Source organism: Fulvivirga sp., from assembly GCF_040218215.1.
Taxonomy (GTDB): domain Bacteria; phylum Bacteroidota; class Bacteroidia; order Cytophagales; family Cyclobacteriaceae; genus Fulvivirga.
Genome location: NZ_JAVJQL010000028.1, coordinates 378105 through 396243, shown reverse-complemented (window position 1 = coordinate 396243; position 18139 = coordinate 378105). Strand labels below are relative to the sequence as shown.

Genomic DNA, 18139 nt, shown 5'->3' with positions numbered 1-18139 from the left:
AAAGTATTTCAATAATGACGGAAACAATTATGAACAAAGCGGCACTATTGTTCGAGGAAGATGTGCAGCTAACAGAGGTAAAGGATTATGGCTTTAGCTGGGATGATTTTGCATCAGGGAAAAAACCGATACCTTCTGAAGGGCTAAAGTTTGACATCCATTTCGAAGGAGATGTTACAGGTGAGATCATTGAAGGTAAAATCAAAGGAGTAGATTATTTGACTGTTCGTGCTGATGGCAGACTTTTTCTTGATCTGCATGCAGCAATTACTACCCATGACGGCTCTACAATTTATGTCAAGGAAACAGGTATAAATGATAACGGGCACCTGCGTCTGGCTATGGATTTCCATACCAACGCAGAGAAGTATAGCTGGATCAACTACAAGCATGTATGGGGTGTTGGAACTGTTGATTTCGCTACTGGAAAAGTAAAAATTAAAGGGTACCAAAATTAAAATTAAAATGATAACAGTTGATTTAAATAAAATTGAATTAGCGGAATTCAGAGCTAAAGAAGACGAAAAGCAGCACTGCAAAGCCACTTTTCCACTTCTTGGGGCTCATGGATCTAAGGAACTGGCATCCGTATATTTTGAACTTGAACCGGGTGATCATCTCGGGTCACACACAGATTCAGCAGAAGAATTATTAATTGTGCTGGAGGGGCAGGTAGCTGCTCAGGTGGGCAATGAGGTTATCATTGCTAAGAAAGGAGGCCTGGTTTTAGTACCTAAAATGGTGCCTCATAATATTAAAAATATAGGTAGTGGTAAAGTGAAAGTGCTTGGGGTATTTGGTGGAGCTAATAATATAGTGGCCACATTTAATCAGGAATTAATACCTACTGGAACTAACATTGTTGATACTGCTATGATGAGTTAAAATTAAAGTAGGGGTGCTTGCCCCTGCTTTCATCCTAATCTTAAAATGAAAAATTATTTAATTATAACCGGAATATTGGTTGCAGGTTTTATTCTCACTTTTGCTGGTAAGGGTATAAACGATACACAGGTACAAAATCATGTTGTACTGCTAAAATGGAAGTCAATTGCCGATTCAGCTAGCATAGTTGAGATGGATAGTCTTTGGCAAAGGCTCAATGATGATATTGAAGGCTTTGATGCCTACGAAATGCATCCCTTACAAAAGGGTGAATATGATCATGTTGTTATTATGAAGTTTAATAGCGTGGAATCGCATAAAAAATACCTCAACAGCCAGGAGCATTCAAGGATTGTGATGTTAGGCAACCTTGTAGTAAGAAATGTAACAGCGTTTTCGTACTAAATCTTATTGCAAATTTTCACGTAAAATGTAAAATCATGAATGTCCAGTTTACAGAGAGGCGTCCGGCATTCCCTTTAATGTCTTATGTTCAGACTTATTGGAAGGGGGATTTCAATACTTCAAATGAAGAGAAATTCTCACAGTCCGTATTGCCTAATGGGTGTGTTGAAATCATCATTCACCTGACCAGCGACCATTGTGTCTTGTCTGAGAATGGTAAGACTTGGAACGTATCTCCAGAGTTTACTTTACTGGGCGTTTATGACAAGCCTTATGATGTTGTCTTTGACCAAAATGTAAAAGTTTTTGGTATCAGGTTGTTTCCGGATGGAATGGCAAACATTTTTGGTGTTCCTCCAAAGCTCATTATGTCTTCATTTGAAAATGTTAATGATGTTTTTGGGGATGACTTTAGGGTTTTTAGCTCTAAAATTCGGGATTTGAAAGATTTTGATGATCAAGTAGCTCTGGCGAATCAGTTTATTGGCAAAAAACTCTCAAACAATGTAAAGTCATATGACTACACGCATTTAGCAATGGAGTTGATTCGCAAAACCAATGGTCTTGAAAACTATAATGATTTGGTAAATCAGGTGCCAATAAGCCAAAGGCAACTTCAGCGGGAATTTAAAAATCTGTACGGTATTAGCATCAGGGATTACATGCGGTTGGCCAGACTTAATGCTATTCATGAGTACATGCAAAACAATGCTGCCAAGCTTACAGCTTTGTCATATGATCTGAATTTTACAGACCAGTCACATCTTATTAAAGAGTATAAAACATTCTCGGGTGTTACACCAAAAGCGCTGCTTAAGAACAGAGGTGCTTATATTATCAATACCGGCTCTGAATAATTAGAAATTATTCATCAACTATTCCCATGTGTTGAAATGAGTATGTAATGGGCTATTGAAATTCAGTAGCCCTATTTTTATTTTTTTGAACCAAAATCCCCGCTTATTACCTGACAAAAACCGCTTGGCACCACATTACTTTGGTTTAATACCTATATTGTCAATATTCAATACCTAATAAACCAATCAATACTATGGAACTAACAATAACCAATCTTTCTAAAACCTATTCCAACGGGGTTAAGGCACTAAACGATGTTAACCTTACCATACCTAAAGGTATGTTTGGCCTGCTAGGCCCAAATGGAGCAGGTAAGTCAAGTCTCATGCGTACCATCGCAACCCTGCAAGAACCTGATAGTGGTTCTATTATGCTTGGAGATTTAAATGTTCTTACAGAAAAAGATGAGGTAAGGAAAGTGTTGGGTTATTTGCCTCAGGAGTTTGGGGTTTATCCAAAGATTGATGCCGAAACTTTGCTCGATCATCTGGCAGTTTTGAAAGGTATAGCTAATGCAAAAGAACGGAAGGAAATTGTAAAGGCGCTGTTACAAAAGACCAATCTTTACAAGTTCAGGACAAAGAATCTTGGTGGGTTTTCCGGAGGCATGAAGCAGCGATTTGGTATTGCCCAAGCACTGTTGGCCGATCCTAAATTGATAATTGTTGATGAACCAACAGCCGGGCTTGATCCCGCAGAAAGAAACAGGTTTCATAATTTATTAGCAGAAATAGGTGAGAATACTGTGGTTATTCTTTCAACGCATATTGTTGATGATGTAAAAGAGCTGTGTACTGAGATGGCCATTATCAATCAGGGCGAAGTATTGCTTACCGGGCATCCAGAGAAGACTATTGATGCTATAAAGGGTCAAATCTGGAGGAAGAGAATTGAGAAGGGCGAGCTTGATGATTACAAAAAGCAGTACACCGTAATTTCCGAAAAGATGTTTGCCGGAAAGCCCGAGATAAGGGTCTTTAGCGAGACTCAGCCTGATCCATCATTTGATGCGGTAGAATCCAATTTAGAGGATGTTTACTTTTCTCAAATTAATGCGGCAGTAAAAGAGGAGGAAGCAGATGTGGTTTAAGATATTTAAGTTCGAACTGACTTACCGGATCAATAGGCCGGCTACTTACATATATTTCGGCATTCTTTTCCTGATGTCATTTTTAGCCATGTCCACTGATGTAGTGCGCATTGGTGGTGGTGCCGGACTGGTAAAGGAAAACGCACCTGTGACCATCGCCACCATGATGGGTATATTGTCAGCAGTATTTATGATGATATCTTCAGCTATCATGGGAGTGGCAGTACTCAGGGACTTCGAACATAAAATGGAGTCTATCATATTTACTAACCCTATCAAGAAGTTTGACTATCTGGCAGGAAGATTTTTAGGATCCTTTGTCATTTTGCTCTTTGTTTTCAGTGGAATTTGGATGGGCTTCATGCTTGGGGAAGTAATGCCATGGCGCGATGCAGATAAACTTTTGCCATTCAGTGCATGGAACTACTTCCAGCCATTTTTGGTCTTTGTGGTTCCCAATCTGTTTTTTACTGGTGCCCTTTTCTTTATTTCTGGTGCCTTAAGCCGCAAAATGGTGTTTGTCTATCTACAGTGGATAGCCCTGTTTATAGTCTATCAGGTAACACTTATTATTACCGGAGAGCTTGATAACAGGTCTTTAGCTGCAATACTTGATCCATTTGCTTTAAGTACCATTAATAATACCACTCAGTACTGGACGGTTGTTGAACAAAACAGCAATACCATTCCTATGGAAGGCCATGTTCTCATTAATCGTCTGATATGGATAGGGCTGGGGGTAATAACACTGATTATAGGTTATTTCTCATTCAGTTTTAATGTAGTTAAATCAAGCTGGTTTAAGCCAAAACAAAAAATACAGAAAGCAGAGAAATTTCCTGATGTTGATATTCCAAAAGTGACTCAGACTTTTGGCCTGGCAGTGACGCTTAAACAGCTATGGAAAAACTCGTGGTTCTACTGTAAAGACATTTTGAATAGTGTGGTATTCAAAGCCATCACATTCTTTGGCATCTTCATTTTAGTACTCAATTCATTTTACATGGGAAGGGTATTTGGTATGAATACCTATCCTACCACTTACCAGATTTTACAATTGATCTCCGGGTTTAATCTTTTCTTTCTGATAATACTCGTTTCATTTTCCGGTGAGTTGATTTGGAAGGAACGTGAAGTAAAGATCAACCTGATTTATGATGCCATGCCAGTGAAGGATTTTGTTAACCTTCTGGGCAAGTTCTTCGGTATGATTATGCTGTTTGTCTTTATGTTGGCGGTACTTATGGTCACTGGCGTTTTAATACAGGTGTTTAAAGGCTATTATGACTTCGATATTGCTGTTTATGCAAAAACACTATTTAGCGAAACATTATTTTTCTTAGTGCTTTATACCCTATTATGCTTCTTCATTCAGGTTATTGTTAATAACAAATTTCTCGGCTACGCAGTCATTATTCTCTTCTTTATAGCTACAGGAGTATTAAGCACTTTAGGCGTAGAGCATAGCATGTTTCAGTTTGCGGAGACAGATTTAGGTCCTTACTCTGATATGAACGGATATGGCCATTATGTAACCAGCTTCAGTTGGCTCAATATCTATTGGTTGGGGCTGGCTATGATACTGTTTGTTTTAGCCACAATGTTTTCTGTAAGAGGTTCAGAAGCTCTGATGAAAATAAGGTTTAAAGTTGGTAAGCTTAGACTCACAAAACCAATGGTGACATTTTTGATGATGTCGGTTATTGTGTTTGTATTCTCAGGTGGATTTGTTTATTACAATACCAATGTTCTAAATACTTACCAGAATTCTGATGAAAGTGAAGCTGAACAGGCGGAATACGAAAAGACATTGAAGCAATATGAATTTCTAAATCAGCCTAAAATTGTTGACGTCAATTTAAGGGTTGATTTATATCCGAAGCGAAGGGATTATGATGCTTCAGGCACTTATATTCTGAAAAACAAAAGTGATGAAGCCATTGAGCAAATTCATGTTCAGCAAAGTCCGGGTAATGAGATAACACTGGACTCATTATACTTTTCTGTTGATGCCGGGATTGAAGAGGATTTTGAAAAATTTAAATACACCATTTATAAGTTAAAAGAACCTCTGCAGCCTGGAGCTGAAATAAAAATGCATTTCAAAACAAGGTTTGTTACCAAGGGTTTTGTTGCCAGTAATCAAAATAATTCGGTGGTTTATAATGGTACATTCTTCAATAGCAGTCAGTTTCCAAGCCTTGGTTATAATGACGGCTTTGAGCTCTTTACTGATGATGACCGTAAAGACCATGACCTCAAACCAAAGGAACGTTCAATGGAAAGGGATGATCCGAGAGGCTTGGCGCATGACTTTTTTGGAGATGATTCAGATGGTATTCAGTTTGAGGTTACCATTAGCACAGACCCTGAGCAGATAGCAGTAGCTCCAGGGTATCTTCAAAAGGAGTGGGAAGAAAACGGCCGTAAGTATTTCCATTATAAGATGGATCAGAAAATGGCCAATTTCTACAGTATCATCTCCGCTGACTATGAAGTTGTGCGCGATAAGATGTCGATTCCTTTGGACAGTGGTTCAAAAGATATTGCTCTTGAGATTTATTATCATAAAGGTCATGAATACAACCTTGAAAGAATGATGAGGTCAATGAAAAATTCGTTCACCTATTTCTCTAAAGAGTTTTCGCCTTATCAGTTTACCCAAATGAGAATTTTGGAATTCCCGAGATACGCCTCTTTTGCTCAGTCTTTTGCCAACACAGTGCCATTCTCCGAGGGTATAGGCTTTGTGGTTGAGATCAAAGATGAGGATGATGTAGACATTGCCTATTATGTGACTTCTCATGAGCTCGCTCACCAGTGGTGGGGGCATCAGCTAATACCAGCTAATGTACGTGGTGCTGCTATGCTTTCTGAGACACTCTCGCAGTATTCTGCGCTTATGGTCATGAAGCATGAATACTCCATGGAAAACATGCAGGAATTCTTGAAAGAGGAAATGAACCGCTACCTCTCAGGAAGGGCCAATGAACAGAAAAAGGAAATGCCAGTGACATTGGTTGAGTCCCAGAATTACATCCATTACGGTAAGGGTGCGGTTAATATGTTCGCGCTGCAGGATTATATTGGAGAAGACAGTGTTAATATGGCTCTGAAGAGGTTTGTTAGAGACTGGAATATCTTTGTTGAAAAGGAAAGATATCCTACAACCGTAGATTTAATGGGGTATCTAAGGGCAGTAACGCCAGACAGTATGCAGTATCTGGTAACAGACTTATTTGATAAGATTGTTCTGTTTGAAAACAAAACAGAGACGGCTACCTATGCTACAAAAAGTGACAACAAATGGGAGGTTGAGCTTGCCATTAATTCCAAAAAATTGGAAGCAGACAGCCTTGGTGTTGAAACCAAAGTGCCTAATAATTATTGGATAGACATTGGGGTTTATGGAGAAGATGAAGACGGCAAGGACAAGCTGCTTTATTTGCAAAAACATTTGATTGATAAGGAAGATATGACCTTTAAAATTGAGGTGGATGAAAAACCAACTAAGGCAGGTATTGATCCAATCAATAAACTTATCGACAGAAACCCTGATGATAATATTAAGAAGGTGACAGAGCAGGAGTCCTCCTGACAGAAAAAAATAATGTCATTCGGTTATCAGTATTGATTTCCGAATGACATTTTAAAAGCCAACCTATAATCTTGCAATTGTAGTATGCTGAAGTTTCACATATAGCTCAACAGAGCAGCTGTGCGATGTGTCATTAAAATTTATTGAGTTCCCAAACCTGCTAAAGGGATGGGAAAAGAGAATGTATCGTTGATGGCATACTGTTTTCACAGTGTTCTAAAGTTTTATTTAAACTAAATTCCCTGAAAGCCAACTAGTAGTAAATGTAGTAAAGACATTCCTAATTCACCACATTTAAGCGAGGATAAAGTAAAAAAGCGGGCCATAACCGAACCCGCCTTTTCCCTGTAAACCAAAACCAAATGGTAATCTTAAGGCCTGTTAAAAGAAAAGCATGTTTTTTTATTAACTAAAGCATAGTTTTCTGGTTGAGCCATTTGGCTCAACCGAAAGAACTGTTAGATAGTTAAGTGTAGTTTTCATTTTATTATTTTGTAGCTGTTAGCTCGTTAAGCGTTTCAGTTGGTGCCAAAACCTTGTTTACTTTTTCAACTACAATTTCAGCATCAACAGTGAAGGTAGCCTCACCTTTAATATCATTGCTTGAAGCTCCTATTTTTACAGTATATGTACCCGGCTCAACTACCCATGATGATCTATCAGTATCAAATGAGGCAATTGATTTAGCGTTAAAAGTGATAGATAGCTCTTCGCTGGCTCCTGCTTCTAATAGGCCAGTTTTAGCAAAACCTTTTAATTCTAATTCAGGTTTATCCAAGGTCTCTCCAGGTGCAGAAATATAAAGCTGAACAACTTCTTTACCAACCGTATTTCCAGTATTGGTGATTTTCACTTTTGCGGTAAGCTCACGCTCAAACTTGTCACTACTCAGGCTTATGCCATCATAGCTGAATGTTGTATATGACAACCCATAACCAAATGGATATGCTACGGTCTTATCAAAAGTATTGTAGTATCTGTAGCCTACATAAATGCCATCTTCATAAGATATCTTCATTGGTTTGCCTCGTGAGAAACCACCCATTTTAACCTCGTCCGCATCGGGAATAGCTTCGCCAGGGAAAGTCTTGGAACTAGGCACATCATCATAATTCATGGTGAAAGTTGTCGCCAGTTTTCCTGATGGCGTTACTTTTCCAACCAACACATCAGTAAGTGCATTACCAGCTTCCTGGCCGCCTTGCCATGCTAATACAATAGCGTCCACCTTATCTCTCCAACTGGCCGTTTCTATTACATTACCAATGTTAAGAATCAGCACTACTTTTTTGCCTTCTGCATGATAAGCATCAGCTACAGTAGTAATCATTTTCTTTTCAGCGGCAGTCAGGTAAAAATCACCTTCTGTCTTACGATCCTGAAACTCTCCTGAGTTTCTTCCAATAGTGATGAAAGCAATATCTGTGGCTTTAGCCTGTGCTTTAGCTTCAGCTGCATCAACTGGTCTTTCTGCAATAGGTGGCAATAACTCAAAGAAAAACTTCTTTTCTGGCTGCTTGGCTTTTTCTGCTGCCATATAGGTTTCGTAGGTCTCTTTTAAATCTGTCGCAACAGGAAGATTGGCATTTGCTAAACCTTCAACAAGTGAAACGGTGTAGGCCTCATTAACATCTCCACTTCCAGTGCCACCTGCTATAAACTCATAAGAACCATTACCAAAAGCAGCAATTTTCTTTGATTCGGAAGCTAAAGGAAGTGCTCCTTCATTTTTAAGGAGAATAATACCTTCAGAGGCAGCTTGTCTGGCTACAGCAGCATTACCTTTAAGGTCAGGCTTGTCAGAGTATTCATAGCCTTCAAAAGATGGAGACTGGAAAACGATAGACAGAACTCTTCTGGCGTTGGTATCCAACACGCTTTCTTCCAAAACGCCATTTTTTACTGCATTGAGAATGGCCTCTTTGTGTTGTGGAGTGCCCGGCATAATCACATCGTTACCAGCTTGCATTTGAGCAATAGGGTTTAGTCCGGCAAACCAATCAGTCATTACAAAACCTTTATAACCCCACTCATCTCTCAATACAGTTGTTAATAAATCCTTATTTTCTGAAGCTGTAATGCCATTGATTGAATTATAAGCGCTCATCACCGTCCATGGCTCAGAAGATTTAATGGCTATTTCGAAACCTCGAAGATAGATTTCCCGCAAAGCCCTTTCACTCACTATAGTGTTAAGTGACATTCTACTTGTCTCAGAATTATTTGCTGCAAAGTGCTTGATGGAAGTTCCCACACCATTGGACTCAATTCCATTAACAACTGCTGCAGCCATAAGGCCACTTAATAGCGGGTCTTCAGAATAGTACTCAAAGTTTCTACCAGCTAGTGGATTTCTATGGATATTCATGGCAGGTGCTAAAAGCACATCTACTCCATATTCTTTTACTTCTTCACCCATCGCTTTACCTACTTTTTCAGCAAGGTTAATATCCCAGCTAGAAGCTAACACGGTAGCAATAGGGAAAGCAGTGCAGTAATAGGTATTGGTATCAGTAGAGTCGCGGGTAGGTTGGATTCTCAGACCGGCAGGGCCATCCGCCAAGATGATGCTTGGTATACCCAACGAATCCAATGGATAAGTTGCGCCAGCCTGACCAGGTACTTTAGGGGCTACCTCTGATTCCATAAATCCGGGCATGGCCATACCGGTACCTACAACAAGATTAACTTTGTCTTCAAGGGAAAGGCGGGGCATAAGATCGTCTAACCTTTCATCCAGAGAGGCATTGCTGTCCTCATAGATTTCCATGGTGCCGTTGCCATTCAAATCTTTGAAGGCAACTGGGGATTCAGTCTTAGTGCAGGCCGTTAATATTAGCAAAACCAGACCTATGCAGTTTAATGTTTTCATAATTATCATTGTGTCTTTATGACACTAAGATAAATAATTTATTTTTTTTAACAACTTTGTTGGTAATTAGAGGTGATGATCGATTTTAAAACAGATAATTTCCAACCAGGACTGTCAGTCGACTGTGTGATTTTTGGATTTCACGACAATGAGCTCAAGGTGCTATTGCTTAAATTGAAGAACCTTGATTTTTGGGCTTTGCCGGGAGGTTTTGTAGACAAAGACAAGGATGTGGATACAGAGGCAAATCGCGTGTTGGAGAAGCGTACTGGTTTGACAAATATCTTTTTACAGCAGTTCTTTTTATTTGGCAAAGTTGGCAGGGCCTCTACTGATCATCTTGATTCTTTGGAAAAAAAGGGAATCATTTCTTCAGAAAATGCTTCATGGTTTAATCAGCGATTTATTACTGTTGGATATTATGCCCTGGTTGAATATTCAAAGGTAAAGCAGCTTACAGCCGATGAAATTTCTGAGCGTTGCGAATGGTGTGCTATCAATGAGCTACCAGAATTGATGCACGATCATCGGGAGATTTTGAAGAAAGCTCATGATACGCTAAAAAAGGAGCTTAACTATCAGCCTATAGGCATAAACCTGTTGCCAAGGGAGTTTACCATGCCGGAACTACAGACTTTGTACGAAACTATTCTGGAGAAGCCATTGGACCGCAGGAATTTTAGAAGAAAGATGCTGAGCTATGATATTTTGATTAAAACCGAAAGGAGGCGTACAGGCGTGGCTCATAAAGCGCCTATCCTCTACCAATTTGATGTTGAGAAGTACCAGAAGGCCATAAAAGGAGGGCTGTCTCAGAGTTGGTAATTAGATCCAATACTCGGCACCAACGGCAATCAAAGCACCAAATACAGCCACTATTAGTTTTCTGGCATTGAAATGATGGTTTTCGCTGGTTTCGAAAACTATGGTTGTTGAGATATGTAAAAAATTGCCACTGACTATGGCGAACAGGATGGTGAAAACATCATCGGGCAAAGCACTGTTTTCTACATAAAAATCACCAATCAGCATTCCAACGGGTGAAGCCAATGCAAAAAGCAGAAGATAAATTATGGCCAGTTTGTTGTTTTTCAATTGGCAGACAATAATTGACATTAATGCAAAGGCGGCAGGTGCTTTGTGTAATACTATCCCTACCAGCAAGCTGTTTGCATCATGATGTTCGTGAATAACACTTGGGTGCGCCAGCAGACTGCCCTCCAGCAGTGCATGAATGATCATGGCTACCAAAACCATGATAGAAGCTGTAAAGCCATGTTGATGATCACCTTCATGTTTGTGCACATGGCCATGTTCAGCGCCTGAAGTAAAATACTCAAGAATCTGCTGAAGGAAGAATCCTAGCAAAACATATAAACCAATGCTCGTGGGGTTTTCCGCCTGAGAAAATAACTCTGGCATAATGTGGATAATAGTGATGGCAAATAAGTATGAACCGGCAAATACCAGCGCCAGCTTGTAATTTTTCTTGTCAAGGTCTGGAATAACAAAGACCAATAACCCTGATAGAATGGCACATAAAAACAATACACTGATGCTGAAAAACATGTAGGCTCTAAAATTTGGAGTGGCAAATATACAACAGTGTTGCATTTAAGTTCATTCTTATCATATCATTTTCTGAACGAGTGTTAATCTTATTAAAGATGTAGTTCAATTATTGATTCTAACCTTGTATGATTCAATTCAAACGAGTTTTGTTAAATACTTGATAAATTTTTTAGAATCATGTCATATAATTTTTTGATTAATCGACTAATTACTGAGAATGACAGAAAAGTGGTTAAATCAAATCCTGGAACAGCATCACCGAGAGGCATTTATGTGGGCAAGGCAATGTTGTAATTATGATTATGATCAGGCCAAAGAAATCCTTCAACTGGTATATGTAAAAATATTAGAGGGTAAAGCTAAGTACGATGAAAAGGCCAATTTGAAAACCTGGATTTTTTCTGTTATCAGATATACTGCTATTGATTATCAAAGGTCACAATTGATCTTTGAAGACTTAGGAGCTATAGAAAATGTTATCGAGGATGAACCAGAAACAGTTGAAACTTTTGATTATAAGGAATTGATTATGAAGCTTCCTGCAGGTCAACGTCAGGTTTTACTCTTGGTATTTTATCATAACATGACCTTGAAAGAAGCGGCTGTTATTTTGACCCTGAGCATAGGAACTGTTAGAACTCACTATGATCGAGGGAAAAGTGCCTTGAAGAAACTTATTTTAAATACAGGAATCTATGGATGAAGAGGAAATAGTTAGGCAGTTCTTTAAAGAAATGAAAGACGCAGATTCAAATCTGACGGTGCCGGATTATCAAAGTAAGGCTGAATCTAACAAATGGTTTTTAATTGGTGGTATTGCCGCAGTCATAGTATTGGCTATTACTTTTAACTGGATTTTCTTTAATGATCCAAAACCTATTTCAACAATAGAAATAGTGGTTGATATCCCTAATTCCATGCAGACCAAATCACTGATGACTACTGACATTTCAATTGAAGAATGGCAACCGCCAACACAGTCTTTAATTGATGATTTTTAATATAAAATATAGAAACTATGAAAAAATTAATTGTAATATTCTTTTTAGTTGGTCTTGGCAAACTCAATGCTCAGGATGTTTTTCAAAAACATTTATTCTCGGCAGATCTTATTCTCAAGCATAAGACGGAAATAGGACTTTCTTCAGATATCGAAGGCCAAATTAAGAATCTGTACAATGAGCATATTGTTGATTTCAATTCACTGCGATGGGATTTGGATGAGCAAATGGCTAAAATGGGGACATTACTTTCATTTGACAAGGTTGATATTGCAGCAGCAAATAGTCAGATGAAGGTTATTCTGCAGACTGAAGAGAAGCTTAAGAAAATGAAGTTTGAAATGATGGTAACCTTAAAAAACCTGCTGAATGCTGAGCAGCAAAGGCAACTAATGGCACTAAAGAGTGAAGGGCAAGACAACCCGCTTGATTTTACTACTTCTTTGAATGAGAACCCAAGGGTATCAGTTAAAGTAAAAGGAAAAATTGATTCTTCTGAACTACTTTTTGTCATTAAGGATGCCAAAGGCAAGACTACTCAGTTTAAATCTAAATCTGATTCAAAAGCAATTAAAGATATTGACCCTAATAAAATTGAAAGCATTTCTGTTTTGAAAGGTGAAAGTGCCATGGAGGCCTATGGCAAAGAAGGAGAAAATGGGGTTGTAATCATTGTCCTGAAAAAATAGTTTTTCAATTGACTATACCCTGAATATGTGCAGATTTGCGCTTCATTAACAAAAGAATCTTGAAGAATAAAATAGCACTCTCTTATATTTTAGCAGCTGGACTCATCAGCTCCTTAGGCACCTCAATATTCATGTTTTATGATCACTCTGCGAGGTACAACTTGTTGTTTAGGTCTACCAAAGTTCACTTGTGGTACCAGATCATAATAGGGCTGTTTCTTTTATACTGCATCTATCATTTTGTTAGGATAGCGAAACTATCTTCAAAAATGCGGAAGGCAGCTCAAGAGCAGCGTGAAGCCAAATCAAGAAGGTTTGAGCTTTTGATTTTTGCCTTGATGCTGTCGTTATTATTTCATTCACTATTCTATACTGTGCCTGGCATGAAGTATTACCCAACTTCATGGGAGTATGGCATTTATCTGTTCAATAGCTTTTTGCAGTTACTCCTTCTGATTTCGGTAATATCATCTCATGCGGAAGCCAGTGAGGCTTTTATCAAGAAGAAACAGAAATATGCCATCACCGGAGCGGTATCAGGCATACTTCTGTTTTATGTTTATTATCAGATTAGTTGATAAAACTATTTGGCATTGATGCTTTTATTGCTTCTTCCAAGAGCCCCAAGTTTCTTAATCCAGTTCTCCTCCAATAGTCCAACTCTCTGGTATAATAGTCGATTAGCGGTTTGAGAGTAGTATCTTTATAAATTATATTTTTACTCAATTCTTCCCAGTCATGCGTAGGAAGCCAATCCTTTCGAAATAGAATTGCTCGGATTTTATTTCCATCATTTGAATTTAACCAGTTTCTTGTTAGTTTGTCAAGTCTTTTTCCGTTGTCTGGTGTTGACCATACCAAAATATCAAGAGTTCTAGCTACCTTCCTTAAATCAGTTTTTGGCTCAATTTTGGAGATTAATAATTCACAAAAGTCTTCCTCAAAATGTTGTGCCACAAACTCATCAATCAAATCAAAAGCTTTATCCTTAATTTCGTCTTGGTGAGACGCATCAGGGTCTATGTTTTCAAATATGGAGTTGATTCTTTCCAAAATATTTATCAATAATTCTTATGAAACTTGAATATAGCAATACTGAAGTATTGTAAGACTTTAGTGACATAAATGTAAAGCAAAAACCTTACTCATCCTTCAAACTATCCACAGGATTGGTATTGGAAGCTTTGATGGTTTGAATGCTAATCTCCCAGTGTCTGTCCCCAGACAGAACAACAACTACCTTTTGGAAAACCTGGAATAACTCAAGGCTATTAACAATTAGTCGTTCAGCAAAGGAAATATATTGTAGCTTTATTAAGGACTTAATGACCTGAAAATCATGAGTAACTCCAACATGAACATTAGGGATATCTATTTCTGGACGAATACCATAAAGGACTGGAAACCCTTGCTGGAAAAGGATGGTTTTAAAAATGTTATTATAGAACAGTTGCTATGGCTCAAGGAAAGAGAGAAGATCGCTGTTTATGGTTTTGTGATTATGCCAAATCATATGCATATCATTTGGGAGATGTTGGATATGAACGGAAAAGAAAAACCTCATGCGTCTTTTAATAAATGGACAAGCAGTCAATTTTTGAAAGCATTGAGAATTCAAAATCCTGAATTGTTACCACAATTTGTGGAAAGAACGACAGAAAGGAACCATAGATTTTGGCAACGGAATGCATTAGCGGTTTTGATGGATTCGAAAGCTAAGGTCGAACAGAAACTTAATTACATTCATTTAAATCCGCTTCAAGAACATTGGAATTTAGCTAAAGCACCTGAAGATTATAAATGGTCTTCATCCAGATTTTATGAAACTGGAGAAGATGAGTTTAATTTATTGACACATTATATGGACAGGTTTTGAACGACTGCTAGGGTAGGGTATGAAAACGACTGTCTGCGGACAGTCGTGGGTAGTCAATTCAGATCAAAATTAAATCTACCCAGCGCTGTCCCCAGACAGAGCTTTCACTCAACCAAATACCTTGTTCTATCCTCAGCCAAGGACTTCATTTTAAATCAACACCTTGTACTTAACCTTTTACTCCGAACTGAGAAAATTAAAGAACTATTCACTCTTAAGTGTATCCACAGGATTGGTATTGGAAGCTTTGATGGTTTGAATACTAACAGTGAGCCAGGCCACTGCTAAAGCACTTACACCTGCCAGTGCGAAGATCCACCAGCTTAGTGATATATGAAAAGCAAAATTAGCAAGCCATTGGTCGGCCAGGTAATAGCTGACAGGAAGGGATATAAGAATTCCTATCAATATCATTTTAGTGAAATCGCCCGAAAGCAGGTATAGAATATTAAACTGTCCAGCCCCAAGTACTTTTCTAATGCCGATTTCCTTTGTTCTTCGCTCTAGCGTAAATGCTGATAGTCCAAAAAGGCCAAGGCATGAGATAAGAATGGCCAAGGCCGAGAAATATTTGGCCAATCCGCTTACACGCTGCTCTGCTTTGTACAGTGCCTCATAATCCTGATCTAAAAATTGAGGCTTGAAAACATACCCCGGATTAATCTTTTTATAAACTTCTTCAATCCCCTGAATGGTTTGAGCTTCATTGCCTTTCTCCAACTTTGCTATTACAAAATGTGTCTCCTTAGGATTATACAGGATGATCATCGGCTCTATTTTGGTATGGAGAGATATTAGGTTGAAATCCTTCACTACACCCACAATTTTCTTCTCACCAGTATAGTGTGTTATGGTTTTACCTATCGGATCTTCCATACCCATCGCTTCTAAAGCAGTTTCATTAATTATTACACTGGCAGAATCAGCGCTAAACTCTTCGGTAAACTCACGACCAGCGGCCATCTCCATTCCCATGAGCTCCAGCATGCCTGTCCCGGCTTTTATTTCCCAAAATTGTATCTGATCCTCTTCAGTTTTGCCTTCCCAATCTACACCACCAGTTGAGTTGCCACCACCTATAATGAATCCGGAAAGTGCAGCACCTTCAACACCCTTAACTTGCTTAATCGCGTGGAGTACTGTCTCAGAGTTTTCCAGTATTTTACCTTCCCGCTCAAAGTATAAAATGTTATCACGGTCATATCCAAGGTTCTTGTTTTGCAGAAAACTCATCTGCCCCTGAACTACAATCACCGCTACTATAAGAATGATGGATAAGGCAAATTGAATAACCACTAATACTTGTCTTCCTCTTACTTCTCCTTTTCCTTTGGCCAGCTTTCCTTTTAGCAATGCTATTGGGTCGAAAGACGAAAGGTAAAGCGCAGGGTAGCTTCCGGCTATTAGACCAACAAATACTACAACTGAAATGGCTGTCAAGGCAAAAGGCCAGGTGAAAGCAAAGCTTAGTGCCTTGCCAGAAACCAGATTAAACTGTGGTAGCAAAACCCAAACTAAACCAAGTGCTAAGAACATTGAAGCCACACTAATAAGGACAGACTCCGTCAGGTGCTGATTGATCAATGAAGGTCGGGAGGCGCCTAATGTTTTCTTTACACTTATCTCTTTGGTTCGCTGTGATGCCTTTGCTGTGGAGAGGTTGATGAAGTTGATACATGCGATAAATAGAATGAAGAAAGCCACGATGGAAAACAGGCGCACATACTCTATTCTGCCGCCAGCTTCTTTTCCATTTTCATAATTGCCGAACAGGTACTGATCAGAGTATTTTTTTAAGAAAAGCGTGACCTTCTCAGTTTGCGCATTTTCCTTAAATATTTTGTCTATGGTGGAGGCAGCTTGTTGTTGATTGGCGGGGTTGTTTATAGCTACTACAATTCTGGCATAATAATTACCCCACTGCTTGTACTCAATCATATCGTGGTAAAATTCCCACGACATGATAAAATCGAATTGGTCTGATGAAGTATTAGGCGTATTTTTCATTACTCCGCTCACAAAAACCTCTTTCTGCTTTTCCCAGAAATGCCAGGTGACACTTTTTCCTATAACATCAGTAGAGCCAAAGAGCTTTTGGGCTAGTGACTCAGATATGATAATAGCAGATTCATCCTTTAGCGGATTCTTATTGCCACCAGACAATAGCTGGTAGGAAAAGACATCAAAAAATGAAGAGTCGGCAAATTTGCCTAGCGCCCTAAAATATGAGTCATTGCTTGAGAGAGTAAAATCGTGCGTGTCGGTGTAAACGGTAGAGCTTTCTACTTCTGGCACGGTTTCAAGTTCATCTTTCAATAGACCAGGTACGCCCTTCCAGGTAGAGATGCCAGCAGCATCAGAATGGTTAGAATAGATTTGAAAAAGCTGTTCGTCTTTTTGATGGAATTTATCCATCCCTAGCTCGTCACTTACCCAAAGGTAGATGAATAGCACGGCAGCTATAGCCGTTGACAAACCGATGAGATTGATAAGGAATTGCGATCGGTATTTGAGAAAACTTCTGATCGTGAGTTTTAAATTGTGTCGTTGCATGGTTAAATAGTTTGAGTTTTGATTTGAGAACGCTTTAATAAATTCTGGCCTGAAATATTTCAAGACACTCCAATAGAATTTTCTTCTGGCTTTTTTGGGTGAGTCTTCAAATTGCATTTCGAAGATTTCTATAAGGTCGCCTTCAACTTCTTCGATGAAGTCTTCCCTGCAAAACCAGCGCAGAAATTTTATAGCTCTATGTGGAGGAGTGGGCCTCAATTAAATGAGATTTCAGGTATTTGCTGATAAAGTTCAGTTCTGATGGAGTATTGCTGATCAAGGGCTTGTTTGCCAAATGCTGTAATCACATAGAACTTTTTTCTTCGGCCACCACGGTCTGCGGTGATACCTCCAAATCTGGATTTTACAAAGCCCTTTTCTTCCATGCGTTTGAGTGCAACATGGATGGCACTGATATTTACTTTTTTTGATAGTTTGGTTTCAAGACTCTCGAGAATGGCTACTCCATAAGCTTCATTATGCAGAGCAGCAACCATTAGCAGTACGAGTTCTTCAAATTCTCCCAGCGATGGTGCTTTCATAGGTGGATTATTTTATTTACTTAACAAACGTGAATGTAATATATTAGTTTCATAATTGTTAAGTAAATAAAAAATACAAGCAGCAGCCTCTGAATTCTTGGTCAGTGGCTTCACCCAAATTTATTAGCACATGAACAGTTCTCTGTGTTCCTCTGTGGGCTCAGCGGTTTATATTAACCACGGAGATCACAGAGTAAA

Annotated in this window: 17 protein-coding genes; 12 read left to right on the top strand and 5 right to left on the bottom strand. The window is 38.8% G+C overall.

Features of this window, described 5'->3' with window-relative positions; translation table 11 throughout:
* The first annotated feature begins 14 nt into the window (after window positions 1-14).
* From RIB54_RS20055 to RIB54_RS20030, 6 genes are all read left to right on the top strand, one after another.
* Window positions 15-458, top strand: coding sequence for a DUF3237 family protein (locus RIB54_RS20055; protein ID WP_350102646.1), 444 nt, complete (start codon window positions 15-17; stop codon window positions 456-458).
* Window positions 459-465: 7 nt separating this feature from the next.
* The gene (locus RIB54_RS20050) at window positions 466-885 is read left to right on the top strand and encodes a cupin domain-containing protein (protein ID WP_350102643.1); all 420 of its coding nucleotides are present in this window, start codon (window positions 466-468) and stop codon (window positions 883-885) included.
* A 45-nt stretch (window positions 886-930) separates the two neighbouring features.
* Window positions 931-1290, top strand: coding sequence for a Dabb family protein (locus tag RIB54_RS20045; protein WP_350102642.1), 360 nt, complete (start codon window positions 931-933; stop codon window positions 1288-1290).
* A gap of 35 nt (window positions 1291-1325) precedes the next feature.
* A complete protein-coding gene (locus RIB54_RS20040; RefSeq protein ID WP_350102640.1) occupies window positions 1326-2147 on the top strand; it encodes a DUF6597 domain-containing transcriptional factor in 822 nt (273 codons plus the stop codon).
* Between the two features lie 194 nt (window positions 2148-2341).
* On the top strand, window positions 2342-3238 hold the full coding sequence (locus RIB54_RS20035) for an ABC transporter ATP-binding protein (protein WP_350102638.1): 897 nt from the start codon (window positions 2342-2344) through the stop codon (window positions 3236-3238).
* The gene (locus RIB54_RS20030) at window positions 3228-6836 is read left to right on the top strand and encodes an ABC transporter permease/M1 family aminopeptidase (RefSeq protein WP_350102635.1); all 3609 of its coding nucleotides are present in this window, start codon (window positions 3228-3230) and stop codon (window positions 6834-6836) included. The genes RIB54_RS20035 and RIB54_RS20030 overlap by 11 nt, the downstream gene beginning before the upstream one ends.
* A gap of 487 nt (window positions 6837-7323) precedes the next feature.
* Here the strand turns inward: RIB54_RS20030 and RIB54_RS20025 are convergent, their stop codons facing one another.
* Window positions 7324-9708, bottom strand: coding sequence for a beta-glucosidase (locus tag RIB54_RS20025; RefSeq protein WP_350102633.1), 2385 nt, complete (start codon window positions 9706-9708; stop codon window positions 7324-7326).
* A 75-nt stretch (window positions 9709-9783) separates the two neighbouring features.
* Here RIB54_RS20025 and RIB54_RS20020 point away from each other — a divergent pair, with 75 nt between their 5' ends.
* Window positions 9784-10533, top strand: a complete 750-nt coding sequence (locus RIB54_RS20020) for an NUDIX hydrolase (protein WP_350068766.1) — start codon at window positions 9784-9786, stop codon at window positions 10531-10533.
* On the opposite strand, the gene RIB54_RS20015 is transcribed toward RIB54_RS20020, so the two are convergent.
* The gene (locus RIB54_RS20015; RefSeq protein WP_350102632.1) at window positions 10534-11277 is read right to left on the bottom strand and encodes a ZIP family metal transporter; all 744 of its coding nucleotides are present in this window, start codon (window positions 11275-11277) and stop codon (window positions 10534-10536) included.
* Between the two features lie 220 nt (window positions 11278-11497).
* Between RIB54_RS20015 and RIB54_RS20010 the strand changes: the two genes are divergently transcribed.
* The 4 genes from RIB54_RS20010 to RIB54_RS19995 are packed head-to-tail and all read left to right on the top strand — an operon-like array spanning window position 11498 to window position 13548.
* Window positions 11498-11983 carry an RNA polymerase sigma factor gene (locus RIB54_RS20010; protein WP_350102629.1) on the top strand — a complete coding sequence of 162 codons (486 nt, stop codon included), beginning with the start codon at window positions 11498-11500 and terminating at the stop codon, window positions 11981-11983.
* Window positions 11976-12281: a hypothetical protein gene (locus tag RIB54_RS20005; RefSeq protein ID WP_350102628.1), complete on the top strand. Its 306-nt coding sequence runs from the start codon at window positions 11976-11978 to the stop codon at window positions 12279-12281. The genes RIB54_RS20010 and RIB54_RS20005 overlap by 8 nt, the downstream gene beginning before the upstream one ends.
* Before the next feature lie 17 nt (window positions 12282-12298).
* Window positions 12299-12970: a Spy/CpxP family protein refolding chaperone gene (locus RIB54_RS20000; protein WP_350102627.1), complete on the top strand. Its 672-nt coding sequence runs from the start codon at window positions 12299-12301 to the stop codon at window positions 12968-12970.
* Window positions 12971-13029: 59 nt separating this feature from the next.
* Complete coding sequence (locus tag RIB54_RS19995; protein WP_350102625.1) at window positions 13030-13548, top strand: hypothetical protein; 519 nt, start codon at window positions 13030-13032, stop codon at window positions 13546-13548.
* Here the strand turns inward: RIB54_RS19995 and RIB54_RS19990 are convergent.
* Entirely contained in the window at window positions 13541-14023 is a 483-nt protein-coding gene (locus RIB54_RS19990) for a hypothetical protein (protein WP_350102623.1), read from the bottom strand. The genes RIB54_RS19995 and RIB54_RS19990 overlap by 8 nt on opposite strands.
* Before the next feature lie 286 nt (window positions 14024-14309).
* Here RIB54_RS19990 and RIB54_RS19985 point away from each other — a divergent pair, with 286 nt between their 5' ends.
* Complete coding sequence (locus RIB54_RS19985; protein WP_350102621.1) at window positions 14310-14846, top strand: transposase; 537 nt, start codon at window positions 14310-14312, stop codon at window positions 14844-14846.
* 204 nt (window positions 14847-15050) lie between these two features.
* Here RIB54_RS19985 and RIB54_RS19980 read toward each other — a convergent pair whose 3' ends face one another.
* Window positions 15051-17618, bottom strand: a complete 2568-nt coding sequence (locus RIB54_RS19980) for an ABC transporter permease (protein WP_350102620.1) — start codon at window positions 17616-17618, stop codon at window positions 15051-15053.
* Window positions 17615-17941, bottom strand: coding sequence for a PadR family transcriptional regulator (locus RIB54_RS19975; RefSeq protein WP_350068790.1), 327 nt, complete (start codon window positions 17939-17941; stop codon window positions 17615-17617). Before RIB54_RS19975 ends, RIB54_RS19980 begins: the two co-directional genes overlap by 4 nt.
* Window positions 17942-18139: the final 198 nt, after the last annotated feature.

What these genes read in the sequence shown, in the direction of transcription:
- RIB54_RS20055 (WP_350102646.1), top strand. Translation starts at nt 15, where the DNA reads ATGACGGAAACAATTATGAACAAAGCGGCACTATTGTTCGAGGAAGAT.
- RIB54_RS20050 (WP_350102643.1), top strand. Translation starts at nt 466, where the DNA reads ATGATAACAGTTGATTTAAATAAAATTGAATTAGCGGAATTCAGAGCT.
- RIB54_RS20045 (WP_350102642.1), top strand. Translation starts at nt 931, where the DNA reads ATGAAAAATTATTTAATTATAACCGGAATATTGGTTGCAGGTTTTATT.
- RIB54_RS20040 (WP_350102640.1), top strand. Translation starts at nt 1,326, where the DNA reads ATGAATGTCCAGTTTACAGAGAGGCGTCCGGCATTCCCTTTAATGTCT.
- RIB54_RS20035 (WP_350102638.1), top strand. Translation starts at nt 2,342, where the DNA reads ATGGAACTAACAATAACCAATCTTTCTAAAACCTATTCCAACGGGGTT.
- RIB54_RS20030 (WP_350102635.1), top strand. Translation starts at nt 3,228, where the DNA reads ATGTGGTTTAAGATATTTAAGTTCGAACTGACTTACCGGATCAATAGG.
- RIB54_RS20025 (WP_350102633.1), bottom strand. Translation starts at nt 9,708, where the DNA reads ATGAAAACATTAAACTGCATAGGTCTGGTTTTGCTAATATTAACGGCC.
- RIB54_RS20020 (WP_350068766.1), top strand. Translation starts at nt 9,784, where the DNA reads ATGATCGATTTTAAAACAGATAATTTCCAACCAGGACTGTCAGTCGAC.
- RIB54_RS20015 (WP_350102632.1), bottom strand. Translation starts at nt 11,277, where the DNA reads ATGTTTTTCAGCATCAGTGTATTGTTTTTATGTGCCATTCTATCAGGG.
- RIB54_RS20010 (WP_350102629.1), top strand. Translation starts at nt 11,498, where the DNA reads ATGACAGAAAAGTGGTTAAATCAAATCCTGGAACAGCATCACCGAGAG.
- RIB54_RS20005 (WP_350102628.1), top strand. Translation starts at nt 11,976, where the DNA reads ATGGATGAAGAGGAAATAGTTAGGCAGTTCTTTAAAGAAATGAAAGAC.
- RIB54_RS20000 (WP_350102627.1), top strand. Translation starts at nt 12,299, where the DNA reads ATGAAAAAATTAATTGTAATATTCTTTTTAGTTGGTCTTGGCAAACTC.
- RIB54_RS19985 (WP_350102621.1), top strand. Translation starts at nt 14,310, where the DNA reads ATGAGTAACTCCAACATGAACATTAGGGATATCTATTTCTGGACGAAT.
- RIB54_RS19975 (WP_350068790.1), bottom strand. Translation starts at nt 17,941, where the DNA reads ATGAAAGCACCATCGCTGGGAGAATTTGAAGAACTCGTACTGCTAATG.